Origin of the sequence: Streptomyces sp. NPDC047981 (genome assembly GCF_040653315.1) — a bacterium.
Classification (GTDB): Bacteria; Actinomycetota; Actinomycetes; order Streptomycetales; family Streptomycetaceae; genus Streptomyces.
This window is the reverse complement of the sequence record NZ_JBEZNQ010000076.1, coordinates 1-13,307: the sequence shown is the minus strand read 5'-3', so window position 1 is coordinate 13,307 and position 13,307 is coordinate 1. Positions and strand designations below refer to the sequence as shown.

The following is a 13,307-nucleotide window of genomic DNA, read 5'->3' as shown; positions in this document are numbered from 1 at the left end:
ACCGCCGTCACCGGTTCGGGTGGAGCTGGGCGGAGAGCTTGTCGACGGCGGCCGGCACGCGGACGCCCAGGACCGCGTCCGAGAGGGGAATGACCGCGAAGCGCTTGTTCCTGATCGCCGGGACGTCCTTGAGGGCCGGGTCGTCCAGGAGGCGCTTCTTCTTCTGCTCCACGGTCGTGGAGCCGTAGTCGTAGATGACGATCACGTCGGGCTTGCGGGCGACGACCTGCTCCCAGGTCGCGTCGCCGAAGGTCTTGTCCAGGTCGGCGAAGACGTTGCGGCCGCCGGCCCGGGTGATCAGCTCGTTGCCGATGCCCTTGCCGCCCGCGGTGAACGCGGTCTTGTCGCCGCTGTCGTAGACGAAGACGGAGACCGGGGCGACGCCCTTGAGCCGCTGCTCGGTCGCCGCGACGGTCTTCTTCGCCGCGGCGGTCCAGTCCGCGCCCCGCTCGGGGACGCCGAAGGTGCGGGCGACCTCGTCGACCTCCCGGTAGAGGTCGGCGAGGGAGGAGGCGCCCGAGGGGCAGTACTCCATGTTGAGGCGGCTCTCGATGCCGGACTTCTTCAGGTCGTCGCGGCCGCGGCCGGCCTTGGCGTCGAAGGCGCTGGCGTAACCCCCGTACACGAAGTCGGGGTCGGCGGCGAGCAGGGCCTCCTTGGAGGGGTACTCCTTGGCGAGCACCGGCACCGCGTCGTAGGCCTTCTTGTACGCGGGCAGGATCCGGTCGTCGAGGTAGGCGGTGCCGACCAGGGACTTCTCCAGACCGAGGGCGAGCATGACCTCGGTGACGTGCTGGTTCATGGTCACGGCCCGCTTCGGCGGCGCCTGATAGGTCGTCTGCACACCGCAGTTGGAGACGGTGTACGGGAATCCGGCGGCGGACTTCCCCGAGGGGGCGGCCTGTTCGGCGGGGGCCGCGCAGGCGGCGAGCAGCGGGACGAGGGCGGCGGCGGGCAGCAGGGTGCGGCGGTGCCTGGTCAGCACGGAACGAGCCTCCTCCGGGGATTTCCACGTCCCCAGTCGGTGGTGAGAGGCGGCAGGTCAGTTCCTGGCTCCCGGCCCCTCGCGGAGGGGCCGGTCACAGTGGCGGGACCGCGCCGGATTCGCACCGGCTTCCTGGGTCCTGCCGCCCTGATGGTCCGGGTCAGTGTCTCATTCCCGCCAGGGGGAGTCGCGGATGGTCTCCACGAAGTCGCCGGGCGAGAACCCCGGCACGTAGTGCCGCAGGACGTCCGCCTTGACGTTGCCGAAGGTGGTCTCCGGCTTGGGTGCGATGCCGTCGGCGAACGCCCGCAGGATGCGGCGCTTGAAGTCGGGGCGCGGGTGCAGGGCGACGATCGCGGCCCGGTCCTCGGGGGTGACGACGGCCGGGTCGTCGTGGCCGATACCGAGGACGTCGTACTCGACGCCCGCCGTGACGAGCGCGACCTCGGGCTCCATGAACTCCGGTACGCCGGGGGTGGTGTGGAGCGCGATCGCGGTCCACACGCGCCGTACGGCGTCCTCGGGGACTCCGTGGGCGCGGAGGAAGCGGGCGGCCTCCTCGGCGCCGTCGACCTCGAAGCGGCGGCCGCTGTCGCGGTGGGCCTCGCCCAGGCCGAGGTCGTGGAACATGGCGCCGACGTAGAGGAGTTCGGGGTCGAAGGCGAGGCCGCGGGCACGGCCCTGGAGGGCGCCGAAGAGGTGGACGCGGCGGGAGTGATGGTAGATCAGCTCGTCGGTCGTGTCGCGGACGAGTTCGGTGGCGGCGGCGGCGAGTTCGCTGTCGGGAATCAGGGTGCTGGGGTCCATGGGTCGAGCTTCGCCGTCGCGCGCACCGGTCGGCCATGTCCGTGGAGACAGGCTTCCCACAGAATGGGACACATGACTCACCTGGTGGTGGTGCTCGCTTTCGACGGTGTCCGGCTGCTCGACGTCTCCGCCCCGTTGGAGGTGTTCTCCTCGGCGGGGGCGGACTACGAGGTGCGGGTGTGCACGCCCGACGGGCGGGACGTGCGCACCTCGGCCGGGCTGCGGATCGGGGCCGACTGCGCGCCGGAGGCGGTGGCGGAGGCGGACACGCTGATCGTGCCGGGGGCGGTGGACGTGGACCGGTTCGTGACGGCGCCGGGGGTGGTCGGGCCGGTCACGGAGCTGGCCGGGCGTGCGCGCCGGGTCGCCGCCGTGTGCACGGGTGCGTTCGCGCTGGCCGCCGCGGGGCTGCTGAGCGGGCGGCGCGCGGCGACGCACTGGGAGCACGCGGACGAGCTGGCGCGGCGGTACCCGGAGGTGGAGGTGGATCCGGACGCGATCTTCGTCGAGGACGGGCCGGTGTTCACCTCGGCCGGGGTGACGGCCGGGATCGATCTCTGTCTGGCGCTGCTGGAGCGCGACCGGGGGCCGGCCACGGCCCGTGCCGTCGCCCGCGATCTGGTGGTCTTCCTGCAGCGGCCGGGCGGGCAGTCGCAGTTCTCGGCTGCCTCGCGCACTCCGCCCACCCGTCACCCGGTGGTGCGGCCGCTGCTGGACGCGGTCGCCGCCGATCCGGGCGCCGATCACAGCACGACGGCGCTTGCGCGGCGGGCGGGGGTGAGCGCACGGCATCTGACGCGCCTGTTCCGGGCGCAGACCGGGGCCACCCCGGCGGGCTATGTGGAGCGGGTACGGGTGGAGGCGGCCCGGCTGCTGCTCGAAGGCGGGGCGAGTGTGACGGGGGCGGCGGAGCGCAGCGGGCTCGGGAGCGACGAGACGCTGCGGAGAGCGTTCGCCCGGCATGTCGGGGTGACGCCCTCCGCGTACCTGGCCCGGTTCAGGACCACCCGCTCCGCGTAGGCCGCGGCCAGGAGGCCGGTGCCGGCAGGTCCGGGCTAGTACGCCTCGACGACCTTGACCTCCTCCTCGGTCACCACGCCCTCGACGATCGTGTAGGAGCGGAACTGGAAGGGGCCGGCGCCGTCGGTGTCGGCGGTGGAGACCAGGACGTAGTGGGCGCCGGGCTCGTTCGCGTAGGTGATGTCGGTGCGCGAGGGGTAGGCCTCGGTGGCGGTGTGCGAGTGGTAGACGATCACGGGCTCCTCGTCCCGGTCGTCCATCTCGCGGTAGAGCTTCAGCAGGTCCGCCGAGTCGAACTCGTAGAACGTGGGCGAGCGCGCCGCGTTCAGCATCGGGATGAACCGCTCGGGGCGGCCGCTGCCGGCGGGACCCGCGACCACGCCGCAGGCCTCGTCGGGGTGGTCCGCGCGGGAGTGTTCCACGATCTGGTCGTACAGGGCCCGGGTGATGGTCAGCATGGCGACAGGATAAGCAGACGGGCCGCCCCGTACCGAGGAGTGGTACGGGACGGCCCGAATGCCGAGACGGGTGAGGTCAGGAGCGCTTCACGAAGGCCGCGCCCTGCGGGTTGCGCGCCTTGAGGACCAGGTACGCGACACCCAGGATCAGGCCCCACAGCGGGGCGCAGTACAGCGAGATCCGCGCGTCCTTGTCGATGCCCATCATCACGATGACCATGCCGATGAAGGCGAGCGAGAAGAGGCTGAGCCAGATGCCGCCCGGGGCCTTGAAGGAGGACTGGGGCAGCTCGCCCCGGTCGGCCTTGAGGCGGAAGCGGACCTGGCAGACGAGGATCATGATCCAGGCCCACATGCCGGAGATGGTCGCGAAGGAGACGACGTAGTTGAACGCGTCGCCCGGCCACTGGTAGTTGATCCAGACGCCGACCATCATCAGCCCGGCCGAGAAGGACGTGCCGACCAGCGGCAGGCCGTTCTTGGTGAGCTTGGTGAAGAACTTCGGGCCCTGGCCGTTGAGCGCGAGGTCGCGCAGCATGCGGCCGGTGGAGTACATGCCCGAGTTACAGGAGGAGAGCGCGGCGGTCAGCACGACGAAGTTGACGATCGCGGCGCCGATGCCGAGGCCCATCTTCTCGAAGGCCGCGACGAACGGGGAGACGCCCGGCTGGAAGTGCGTCCACGGGACGACCGACAGGATCATGATCAGCGCGCCGACGTAGAAGACGGCGATGCGCCACGGCACGGTGTTGATGGCCTTGGGCAGCACGGTCTTCGGGTCCTTGGACTCGCCGGCCGTCACGCCGACCAGCTCGACCGCGAGGAAGGCGAACATGACCATCTGCAGGGTCATCAGGGTGGAGCCGATGCCCTTGGGGAAGAAGCCGCCCTCGGACCAGAGCAGGGTGATCGATGCGGTGTCACCGGCGTCGGAGAAGCCGACGGTGAGGACACCGGCGCAGATCAGGATCATGCCGACGATCGCGGTGACCTTGACCATCGAGAACCAGAACTCGAGCTCACCGAAGAGCTTGACCGAGATCAGGTTCGCGAGGAACAGGACCACCGTGAAGATCAGGGCGAAGACCCACTGCGGCTGATTGAGCCAGCCGTCCGCGTTCTTGGTCCAGTACTGCATGTACGCGGAGGCCGCGGTGACCTCGGTGATGCCGGTGACGACCCAGAAGAGCCAGTACGTCCAGCCGGTCACGAAGCCCCAGAACGGGCCGATGAACTCGCGTGCGTACTCCGAGAAGGAGCCGGACACGGGCCGGTACATGAGGAGCTCGCCGAGCGCCCGCATGATGAAGAAGATGACGAGGCCCGCGATGGCGTACGCCAGGATCAGACTGGGTCCCGCCTTGGAGATGCCCTTGCCCGCGCCCAGGAAGAGGCCGGTGCCGATGGCGCCGCCGATCGCGATCATCTGGATCTGGCGGGCGCCGAGTGCCCGGTGGTAACCCTCGCCGTCGGCGGGGTCCGCGGCCTCATTGCCGTCGTGCTGCTTGTCGACCTGCACTGAGGTCATGTTGATGCGCCTTTCTCCACGCTGATCCCCCCGGATATGGCTGGAGTGCTACCGGCGGTCAGCCGGCCAAGCGCCCCCGGGAACATGGGTGGCGTCCCCGAGTGGTCGTGAAGATTTATCACGGGGGAAACAGTGATCGAGGAGCGGCGTTGTGGCGCACGTCACATGAAAAAGGGGTCAAAAGCCACTCAACAGGACCAGTAAGAACACTTTGGTGACGTATTCGTTATCCGGATTTGAGTGTCCGCTGAGCGAACAGCGCCCTACCGATCGGTATCGGGCGCCGCGATCTCACGCGCCGGACAGCAGGGTCTCGACGAGTGACTCCTGGAGCGCGCCCAGCCAGAGGTACGCCATCACCATGGGCTTGCGCGGGTCGGAGTCGGGCAGCCGGTACAGCTCCCCGCTCTCGTCCTCGTCGGTGACCTCCAGCCGGGTCCCGATCGTCAGCCGCAGGTCGTTGAGGGCGCCGAGCCAGGCCCGGGACTCGTCGGGGGTCAGCTTGAGGACCGCAGCCTCGCCCTCGCCCGCGGCGGAGCTGAGCCCGTCGAGGCTGCGGATCACCGCGAGCGCGTCCTGCCGCTTGCGGGCGCGCAGGTCGTTCTCGGTGTAGCGGCGGAACTCGGACGACGCCGAGCGCAGCTCCTCGCTCTCGTCCGCGTACGCGTCGGGGAAGAGCCGCTTGAGCGCGGGGTCGCTCGGGGCCTCGCTCGGCCCCTCGGCGAAGAGCGCGGCCAGCGGGTCCTCGCCCTCGACGGGCTCGTCGCCCAGGCCGATCAGCTCCATGAGCTGGACGGCGAGGGAGCGCAGGATGGAGACCTCGACCTCGTCGAGCGCGACGGCGGCGCCGCCGCCCGGCAGGACCTCGAAGTGGCCCGCCATCAGCCGCGGTCCTGGGAGAGGGTGGCCCACAGCCCGTAGCCGTGCATCGCCTGCACGTCCCGCTCCATCTCCTCGCGGGTACCGCTGGAGACCACCGCGCGGCCCTTGTTGTGCACGTCGAGCATCAGCTTGTGCGCCTTGTCCTTGGAGTAGCCGAAGTACGCCTGGAAGACGTAGGTGACATAGCTCATCAGATTGACCGGGTCGTTGTGGACCAGGGTCACCCACGGCACGTCCGGTTCGACGACGGCGAAGGTCTCCTCCGCCGATTCCGTGCGTTCGATCTCAATTGGCGCGACGCTCACTGAACCCATGCTGCCACCTCGGGAGGGGGGTCGCACAAACGGGTCAGCCCCGGCGACGCTCGAACGGAGGCGGCACGGAGCTAGAAATCGTCAAACTGACGATTTCTGCGGTAGCATCGCTGACATGAACGCTGCGGACCTTGGGCTGCCGGTGGACGTGCCGTCGACCGCGCTCTTCACCGACCAGTACGAGCTGACGATGCTCCAGGCGGCCCTCAGGGCCGGCACCGCCGACCGGCGCTCCGTCTTCGAGGTCTTCACCCGCCGCCTGCCCGAGGGCCGGCGCTACGGCGTGGTGGCGGGCGTCGGACGGGTCCTCGACGCGGTCGAGAACTTCCGCTTCGACGCGGACGTCCTCGGCTTCCTGCGCGAGCAGTCCATCGTGGACGAGCCGACGCTGCGGTGGCTGGCCGGCTACCGCTTCTCGGGTGACATCTGGGGCTACCCCGAGGGCGAGGTGTACTTCCCCGGCTCCCCGATCCTGCGGGTCGAGGGCTCCTTCGCGGAGTGCGTGCTCCTGGAGACCGTGATCCTGTCGATCCTCAACCACGACTCGGCCATCGCGGCGGCCGCCTCCCGGATGTCCGGGGCGGCCGGCGGGCGGCGGCTCATCGAGATGGGCGCCCGGCGCACCCACGAGCTGGCCGCCGTCGCCTCCGCCCGCGCCGCCTACGTCGGCGGCTTCGACTCCACCTCGGACCTGGCCGCCGGTTTCCGCTACGGCATCCCGACGGTCGGCACCTCCGCGCACGCCTTCACCCTGCTGCACGACAGCGAGCGGGACGCGTTCCAGGCCCAGGTCGACACCCTCGGCCGCGGGACGACGCTGCTCGTCGACACCTACGACGTGGCCGAGGCCGTCCGTACCGCCGTCGAGGTGGCGGGCCCCGAGCTCGGCGCCGTGCGCATCGACTCCGGCGACCTGCTGCTCGTCGCGCACCGGGTGCGGGCGCAGCTGGACGAACTGGGCGCGCGGAACACCAAGATCGTGGTCACCTCGGACCTGGACGAGTACGCCATCGCCTCGCTGGCCGCGGCGCCGGTGGACGCGTACGGGGTGGGCACCCAGCTGGTCACCGGCAGCGGGCACCCGACCTGCTCGATGGTCTACAAGCTGGTCGCCCGCGCCCAGTCGGCCGATCTCAAGGCGCCGCTGACGGCGGTGGCGAAGAAGTCGCTCGGCGGCAAGGCGTCGGTCGGCGGCCGCAAGTGGGCGGCCCGCCGGACCGACGCGGACGGCGTCGCGGAGGCCGAGGTCCTCGGTACGGGTCCGGTGCCGCCGGAGCTCGCCGACCGGCAGCTGCTGGTGGAGCTGGTCAAGGGCGGCGACGTGGTGGCCAGGGAGCCGCTGGAGGCGGCCAGGGCCCGGCACATCGCGGCGCGCGCGGGGCTGCCGCTGTCGGCGACCCAGCTGTCGCGGGGCGAGCCGGTGCTGCCCACGGAGTACGTGTAGGGAGTACGTGTAACACCCTGCGAGGCCCTCTCCCGAAGGGCGGGGGAAGTCTCTAGGCTCGAAGCCATTCCCCCGCCCGAAACCCGCCCGAAACCCGTCGCCGGCCCACCGAAGGACACCCGCCATGCACCGCGCATTGATCGTCGTGGACGTTCAGAACGACTTCTGCGAGGGCGGCAGCCTCGCGGTGACGGGGGGTGCGGATGTCGCCGCCGCCATCACCGACCTGGTCGGGGAGGCGGCTGGCGCCGCGTACCGGCACGTCGTGGCCACCCGTGACCACCATGTCGACCCGGGCGACCACTTCTCCGAGACGCCGAACTACGTGACGTCCTGGCCGGTGCACTGCGTGGCCGGGACCGAGGGCGTCGGCTTCCACCCGAACTTCGCCCCCGCGGTCGCCTCCGGCGCGATCGACGCGGTGTTCGACAAGGGGGCGTACGAGGCGGCGTACAGCGGCTTCGAGGGGCGCGACGAGAACGGCGCGACCCTGGCCGAGTGGCTGCGGGCGCACGACGTGGCCGAGGTCGACGTCGTGGGCATCGCGACGGACCACTGCGTCCGGGCGACGGCGCTCGACGCGGCCCGGAAGGGGTTCCGTACGCAGGTCCTGCTCGACCTCACGGCGGGCGTGGCCAAGGAGACGACCGAGCGGGCCCTGGAGGAGCTGCGCGGGGCCGGGGTGGAGCTCACGGGCAAGCCCGTGGTCTGACATACCCCCGGCCCGCCTCCGGGACGCCCCTAGGAGGCCGTGGGCAGGGTCCGTATGGAGTGCCACAGCTCCTGGGTCGTCGTGCCTGTCGTCCCGGCCGCGGAGCGCCACAGGAGCCCGTCCGGGTGGTGCAGGACGGCGGTGATCTCGTCGGGGGTCGGGGGCTCCGCGTTGCCCCGGAGGTACACGGCGCGCAGGCCCAGGTTCCGCAGCCGGGTCAGGGCGCGGGCACGGTTGGCGGCGTGGACCAGGAAGCGGACCGTGGCGCCGTCCCCGGCCGGGCTCGGCAGCCCTATCGCGACGACCACACTGCCACCTGGCAACTTGCAGAAACCTCCACCGGGCATGCCGGAACCACTCCCCCTGTGCGTTTGCTGTCAATAAGAACTCGGTCAGGGGCACTCAAACACGATCGGCCGCCGCCCGCTAGAGGGCGACGGCCGATCACGCTTTGACCTGCGGTTTTACTGATTACTTCGTGGACGGACCCACCTGGACGGTGATCGTCTCGCCGTTCTTCGGCTCCTTGACGACCGTGATCTTGGTGTTGGTGTCAGTTACCTTGACGCCGGCCCGCTCGGTCTCCTGGTACCAGTACGTACCCTTCCGGTCGTCGAAGACCGGGTTGCCCGCCTGCGGCTTGATCGACGCCGGGGCGTCCGCGCTGTGCAGCGTGAAGCCGTCGGTGCGGTAGGTGCCGAAGGGCGCGTCGTGCGACTGGATGCGGTTGCGCATCAGGGTGCCGTTCGACCACTTCAGCGGCGTCGGGTGCGCGTCGACCGGAAGGACGAGGCCCTGGCCCGGGTGGACGGCCGTGTTGTTGTCCTTCTGCGAGGTGTCCCACAGCCAGATCAGCAGACCGTTCTGGTACGGGTAGTGCTCGACCCAGCTCGCCTTGTCACCGGTGAAGCCGAAGTTGTACGGGCCGACCTTGAGGGTCGCGTCGTACGACACGTACTGGCGGTTCTCCGCGAGGTAGTACTGCTCGTACGCCTTCGTGAAGCCCTTGCCGATGCGCGAGAAGCCCTTGGCCGTCCAGCCGTTGTCGCCGCCCTCGACGGTGTCCGTGAAGACCGGGGCGCCGTCGGCGGTCAGCGTGATGGCGTCGGCCGCGAAGCCCTTGCCGCCCGCGCCGCCGTCCGTCTGGTAGCGGAAGCGGAGGTCGAACTTCTTGCCGGCGTAGGCGTCCAGCGGGAAGACGAGCGGCTTGTACGCGCCGGAGACGTCGGTCAGCGCCGGGGCACCGCTCGCGTCGCGCGGCAGCGGCTTGCCGTCCACCGTGCCGTCCAGGGCGGTCCAGTTGGCGCCGCCGTCCGTCGACACCTCGGTGTAGAGGTAGTCGTAGTCCAGCTCGATGTCGTACCAGCCCTTGAGCTCAAGGGTGGCCTTCGACTTGCCGGTCAGGTCGACCGAGCGGGTGAGGGTGTTCTTGAGGTCGTCACCCATGCCGCTCCACCACTGCGTGGCGCCCTCGGCGGGCGCGACGACCTCGGTGGTGACCTGCTTCTTCGGCAGCTCGACGACGAGCGCCTGCGGGTTCTTGGTGTTGTACTCGGCCACGCCCAGCTTGTGGGTGGACTTCGTACCGCGCTGCTCGTTGCTCACCTTGGTGTAGTTGAGCCAGCCGAGCTGCAGCTTGTCCCAGGCGGTCATGTCGCCGGGCAGGTCGCCGATGGACTCCTTGCCCCGGCCGAGCCAGGAGCCGGAGGACATCAGGGACCAGAAGCCGGTGGAGTTCTCGGCGCCGGGCTTGCCGGAGGTGTCGTACAGGTCCGGCAGACCGAGGTCGTGACCGTACTCGTGGGCGAAGACGCCGAGGCCGCCGTTCTCCGGCTGCATCGTGTAGTCGCCGACCCAGATGCCGGTGCTGCCGATCTGCGTGCCGCCGGACTTGTTGTTCGCCGGGCCGGTCTTGCCTGCGTCGGTGCCGTACGCGTACCAGCGGTGGGCCCACAGGGCGTCGCCGCCCTGGACGCCGCCGCCCGCCGACTCGTCCTCGCCCGCGTGGACGATCTGGAAGTGGTCGATGTAGCCGTCGGCCTCGTTGAAGTTGCCGTCGCCGTCGAAGTCGTACCGGTCCCACTGGTCGTACTGGGCCATGTCGGCCTTGATCTGGGCGTCGGTACGGCCCTTGGCCTTCTGGTCGGCGGTCCACGCGGCGACACCGTCGCGGACGGCGTCCCAGACGTTGGCGCAGTTGCTGTTGCCGCAGTAGTTCGAGCCGTAACGGGCCTCGTTGTACTCGACCTTGACCCAGTCCGAGACCCCGCCCTCGACCGAGTAGCGGCCCGAGGAGGTCTTCTCGTAGTAGGTCTTCAGGGACTGCTTCGGCTGGCCGGTCTTCTTGTCCTTGCCGGTGCCGAAGTACAGGTCCTGGAAGTGCTGCTGGTTGTAGTCCTTCTGCCAGGCCGTGGAGTTGTCCTTCGCACGGTCCGGCTCGGCTATCTGGTTGTGCAGCGGGCCGGGCGTGCCGCCGAACTTCGGCTTGGGCTCGGTCGTGTCGTCGTCCGCACGGTCGACCAGCGTGGTGTTGTCGACCTTGTCGCCGAACTCGACCAGGATCGTGAAGATCTTGTCGGTCTTCTCCCGGCCCAGCTCGACGTACTTCTTGCTGTCGAGCTTGACGACCTGGGAGCCCCCGCGGCGCTCGACCTTGGTCTCGCCGCTCAGGACCTGCTCGAGCGCGGCCTTGCGCTGCTGCTCCTGCTGCTTGCTGTACGGACCTTCGAGGTCGTGGTCGACCGCGGTCTTGTCCACGCCGGCGCCCTGCGCCGGGTCGTGGCGCTCGATGGAGGCGGGTGCGCCCGGCCCCTTGTCGTCGGCCCACGAGGTGGTGAAGGTCGAGGCGGTGGCGGCGGTGGCCGCGAGCGCCACGACGACTGCGGACGCTCTGATCGCCCGTCGTCTGTTGGTCACTTGATGTTTGTCCCCTCCGGCGCCCGCGACCGCGGACCTGAGGTGGGGTGTCCGCAGGCGGGTACGCGCGTCACAAGTGACGACATTCGACCGGAGTTGCTCGCGAAAAGACAGTCCTTGACTTGAACAGGCCAACTGCACTATGCAGAAGTCGGTTTCCGCTATCCGGACGGTCACCAGGCGCACCAGAAGGGGTCATTCGGGGAATCGATGACTCCATGCGCCCCCCGTGCCCCCGCACCGTGGGTTAGGTCACGCTTACTACCTGTTTCGCCCGGGCATCCAACGACGTAGAGTCGCTCGGGTGGGGGCCCCGGCCCCAGCCAGGGAAGCGACTGCCGAACAGCCGATGCTTCGAGGGACGGTACCCGTCATGCAGCGTCCGAACGCCGCACAGCTCGCCTACGGTTCGGCCACCGTCGTCTTCTCGACCGTCGCCCTGCTGTTGCTGTCCAGCACCACGACCGCACTCGGCATCGTCGCGATCAGCACCGCCGGGCTGCTGCTCGGGGTACTCGTCGCGATCACGCTGCCGGCCACGAAGCGCCGCGGGACCCCCGCGCCGGTGCCGGCCACGGCCCCCAGGACGGACGAGATCCGGGTACCGGCCGTCCGCGTGGGTGCGGGGGCCGATACCCGGATCGGTTCGAGCTCGTAGCCGTCGCCTACGCCTACTGCGGCACCGACACCACCACGGTCTTCGCCGCCTTGTCGTGCAGGCCCTGCTTGTAGGGCTTGTCGACCAGGATCAGGATGAGCAGGAGCAGCGGCCACAGGCAGGCGCAGCAGACCAGGGCCGGCACCCACAGCACGATGGCCCGGATCAGCGAGGCGTTCGTCGGCGGCGTGGAGCCGTCGTTGAGCATCGCGACCCGCAGCTTCAGCCACTTCTTGCCGAACGTCTGGCCCTTCTTGGCCGTCATCACGGTGTCGTAGGCGACGTACGCCACGATCGAGATGAGCTGGAAGACGAGCCCGCTGCCCGTGCTGGTCGCGCTGATCGCGTCGCCGAAGTCGTCGGTGTTGTCGGTCGCCCGGTCGTACACGTCGAACGGGATGCCGATGATGGCGAGCGGGATGGTGACCAGCAGCCAGTCGATGATCCTCGCGAAGATCCGCTTGCCGGAGTCGGCGAGCGGGGGCATTCCGGCGAGCGGATCCGCGCCGCCGTAGCCGCCTCCCCCGCCGTAGGGCTGGGAGCCGTACGGCGGGGGAGGCGGCGGAGCGTTGTCGTACGGCGATCCGGGCGGAGGCCCCGGCGGCGGGCCGCCGGGGGGCGGGCCACCCGGGGGCGGCCCCTCGGGCGGAGGGGGCTCGCTGCCGTACGGGGACCCCGCCGACGGCGGCGGCGTGGGCTGCTGCGGCTCCTGCGGCTCGTGCGGCCTCTTGAGGAACGGGTCGTCCTCGGGTCGCTCGCCGGGCGTCGGCTGATCGTTGCTCATGTGGGCAGTGCATCCCGGGCAGGCGGTGCCCGCAAGGAATCGCAGCCCGTTCGAGGGACGGCGGCCCCTCCTGGCTGACTCCTTGTCAGCCTGCCACGAAGGTGCGGGCCGCCTTGTCGTGCCAGCACTGCCGCCACGGACGGTCGAAGAGGCACCAGAGGACGTTCAGGACGCCGAGCACCAGGAGCCCGAGGACGCTGTAGACGAGCCAGCGGCGCAGGGCCGCGCCGAAGGTCGGCGGCTCGTGCGCCTCGATGTCCCGCACCTGGAGACCGCAGAGCTTCTTGCCGAGCGTACGGCCCCACTTGGCGGTGGGCAGCGCTTCGTACAGGACGCCGAGGACGAGGAGGGCGGCGAGCGCGATCCCGAAGTTGAGGGAGGTGGTGCCGTCCAGGAGCCAGACCTGGACGGTGACACCGGACTGCTTCGCCGCCTCGATCTTGGCGTCGATGTGGTCGAGCGCGGTGGTGACGAAGGGGAACGCCGCCGCGCCCGCGAGCGCGCCGAGCACGAGGGTGTCCACGAACCGGGCGACCAGCCGCTTGCCGAGCCCGGCGGGCCGCGCGGCCGCCTGCGCCCGGGCCGCCTGCAGGAACGGGTCCTCGACGGGCGGCTTCCAGGGCACCACGGGCGGCTCACCCGCACCGGAGGCGGCCGGGGCGGGGGCGGGCGCCGAGTGGGCGAGCTGCTGCACCTGCTGCGGCCACGAAGCGGCCCCACCGCCGGCCCCGGTGACCACGGGGGCGGGAGCGGCGGAAGCGGCGGGCGTCGCGGGAGCGGCAGGGGTCGCGGGGTTGAC

General features: G+C 70.4%; 14 protein-coding genes and 1 riboswitch. Of the genes, 4 read left to right on the top strand and 10 right to left on the bottom strand.

The window, feature by feature from the left end:
* Positions 1–7: 7 nt before the first annotated feature.
* Both AB0E14_RS31895 and AB0E14_RS31890 read right to left on the bottom strand, forming a co-directional pair.
* The gene (locus AB0E14_RS31895; protein ID WP_362426209.1) at positions 8–982 is read right to left on the bottom strand and encodes an ABC transporter substrate-binding protein; all 975 of its coding nucleotides are present in this window, start codon (positions 980–982) and stop codon (positions 8–10) included.
* A 61-nt stretch (positions 983–1,043) separates the two neighbouring features.
* Positions 1,044–1,120, bottom strand: a riboswitch (cobalamin riboswitch).
* Between the two features lie 33 nt (positions 1,121–1,153).
* The gene (locus AB0E14_RS31890) at positions 1,154–1,792 is read right to left on the bottom strand and encodes an HD domain-containing protein (RefSeq protein WP_362426145.1); all 639 of its coding nucleotides are present in this window, start codon (positions 1,790–1,792) and stop codon (positions 1,154–1,156) included.
* A gap of 72 nt (positions 1,793–1,864) precedes the next feature.
* Here AB0E14_RS31890 and AB0E14_RS31885 point away from each other — a divergent pair, with 72 nt between their 5' ends.
* Positions 1,865–2,812: a DJ-1/PfpI family protein gene (locus AB0E14_RS31885; protein ID WP_362426142.1), complete on the top strand. Its 948-nt coding sequence runs from the start codon at positions 1,865–1,867 to the stop codon at positions 2,810–2,812.
* A gap of 35 nt (positions 2,813–2,847) precedes the next feature.
* Here AB0E14_RS31885 and AB0E14_RS31880 read toward each other — a convergent pair whose 3' ends face one another.
* The 4 genes from AB0E14_RS31880 to clpS all read right to left on the bottom strand — a co-directional run bounded on the left by AB0E14_RS31880 (position 2,848) and on the right by clpS (position 5,994).
* Positions 2,848–3,270, bottom strand: a complete 423-nt coding sequence (locus AB0E14_RS31880; protein ID WP_362426138.1) for a M67 family metallopeptidase — start codon at positions 3,268–3,270, stop codon at positions 2,848–2,850.
* A gap of 76 nt (positions 3,271–3,346) precedes the next feature.
* Entirely contained in the window at positions 3,347–4,798 is a 1,452-nt protein-coding gene (locus tag AB0E14_RS31875; RefSeq protein WP_362426135.1) for an amino acid permease, read from the bottom strand.
* A gap of 291 nt (positions 4,799–5,089) precedes the next feature.
* The gene (locus tag AB0E14_RS31870; RefSeq protein WP_362426132.1) at positions 5,090–5,680 is read right to left on the bottom strand and encodes a DUF2017 domain-containing protein; all 591 of its coding nucleotides are present in this window, start codon (positions 5,678–5,680) and stop codon (positions 5,090–5,092) included.
* The gene (gene clpS, locus AB0E14_RS31865; RefSeq protein WP_362426129.1) at positions 5,680–5,994 is read right to left on the bottom strand and encodes an ATP-dependent Clp protease adapter ClpS; all 315 of its coding nucleotides are present in this window, start codon (positions 5,992–5,994) and stop codon (positions 5,680–5,682) included. Before clpS ends, AB0E14_RS31870 begins: the two co-directional genes overlap by 1 nt.
* 115 nt (positions 5,995–6,109) lie before the next feature.
* Between clpS and AB0E14_RS31860 the strand changes: the two genes are divergently transcribed.
* Both AB0E14_RS31860 and AB0E14_RS31855 read left to right on the top strand, forming a co-directional pair.
* Entirely contained in the window at positions 6,110–7,438 is a 1,329-nt protein-coding gene (locus AB0E14_RS31860; RefSeq protein WP_362426126.1) for a nicotinate phosphoribosyltransferase, read from the top strand.
* Between the two features lie 124 nt (positions 7,439–7,562).
* Positions 7,563–8,150: an isochorismatase family protein gene (locus AB0E14_RS31855; RefSeq protein ID WP_362426123.1), complete on the top strand. Its 588-nt coding sequence runs from the start codon at positions 7,563–7,565 to the stop codon at positions 8,148–8,150.
* Positions 8,151–8,179: 29 nt separating this feature from the next.
* Here AB0E14_RS31855 and AB0E14_RS31850 read toward each other — a convergent pair whose 3' ends face one another.
* Both AB0E14_RS31850 and AB0E14_RS31845 read right to left on the bottom strand, forming a co-directional pair.
* Entirely contained in the window at positions 8,180–8,497 is a 318-nt protein-coding gene (locus AB0E14_RS31850; RefSeq protein WP_362426120.1) for a hypothetical protein, read from the bottom strand.
* Positions 8,498–8,621: 124 nt separating this feature from the next.
* Positions 8,622–11,066, bottom strand: coding sequence for an immune inhibitor A domain-containing protein (locus AB0E14_RS31845; protein ID WP_362426117.1), 2,445 nt, complete (start codon positions 11,064–11,066; stop codon positions 8,622–8,624).
* A gap of 373 nt (positions 11,067–11,439) precedes the next feature.
* On the opposite strand from AB0E14_RS31845, the gene AB0E14_RS31840 reads away from it, so the two are divergent.
* Positions 11,440–11,724: a hypothetical protein gene (locus AB0E14_RS31840; RefSeq protein ID WP_362426114.1), complete on the top strand. Its 285-nt coding sequence runs from the start codon at positions 11,440–11,442 to the stop codon at positions 11,722–11,724.
* Between the two features lie 13 nt (positions 11,725–11,737).
* Here the strand turns inward: AB0E14_RS31840 and AB0E14_RS31835 are convergent, their stop codons facing one another.
* The gene (locus tag AB0E14_RS31835; protein WP_362426111.1) at positions 11,738–12,508 is read right to left on the bottom strand and encodes an RDD family protein; all 771 of its coding nucleotides are present in this window, start codon (positions 12,506–12,508) and stop codon (positions 11,738–11,740) included.
* Positions 12,509–12,593: 85 nt separating this feature from the next.
* A partial coding sequence (locus AB0E14_RS31830; protein WP_362426108.1) for an RDD family protein occupies positions 12,594–13,307 on the bottom strand: 714 nt, incomplete at its 5' end.

Coding starts and splice junctions, on each gene's coding strand:
- AB0E14_RS31880 (WP_362426138.1), bottom strand. CDS start 3,270: ATGCTGACCATCACCCGGGCCCTGTACGACCAGATCGTGGAACACTCC.
- AB0E14_RS31885 (WP_362426142.1), top strand. CDS start 1,865: ATGACTCACCTGGTGGTGGTGCTCGCTTTCGACGGTGTCCGGCTGCTC.
- AB0E14_RS31855 (WP_362426123.1), top strand. CDS start 7,563: ATGCACCGCGCATTGATCGTCGTGGACGTTCAGAACGACTTCTGCGAG.
- clpS (WP_362426129.1), bottom strand. CDS start 5,994: ATGGGTTCAGTGAGCGTCGCGCCAATTGAGATCGAACGCACGGAATCG.
- AB0E14_RS31840 (WP_362426114.1), top strand. CDS start 11,440: ATGCAGCGTCCGAACGCCGCACAGCTCGCCTACGGTTCGGCCACCGTC.
- AB0E14_RS31850 (WP_362426120.1), bottom strand. CDS start 8,497: ATGCCCGGTGGAGGTTTCTGCAAGTTGCCAGGTGGCAGTGTGGTCGTC.
- AB0E14_RS31870 (WP_362426132.1), bottom strand. CDS start 5,680: ATGGCGGGCCACTTCGAGGTCCTGCCGGGCGGCGGCGCCGCCGTCGCG.
- AB0E14_RS31875 (WP_362426135.1), bottom strand. CDS start 4,798: ATGACCTCAGTGCAGGTCGACAAGCAGCACGACGGCAATGAGGCCGCG.
- AB0E14_RS31835 (WP_362426111.1), bottom strand. CDS start 12,508: ATGAGCAACGATCAGCCGACGCCCGGCGAGCGACCCGAGGACGACCCG.
- AB0E14_RS31890 (WP_362426145.1), bottom strand. CDS start 1,792: ATGGACCCCAGCACCCTGATTCCCGACAGCGAACTCGCCGCCGCCGCC.
- AB0E14_RS31860 (WP_362426126.1), top strand. CDS start 6,110: ATGAACGCTGCGGACCTTGGGCTGCCGGTGGACGTGCCGTCGACCGCG.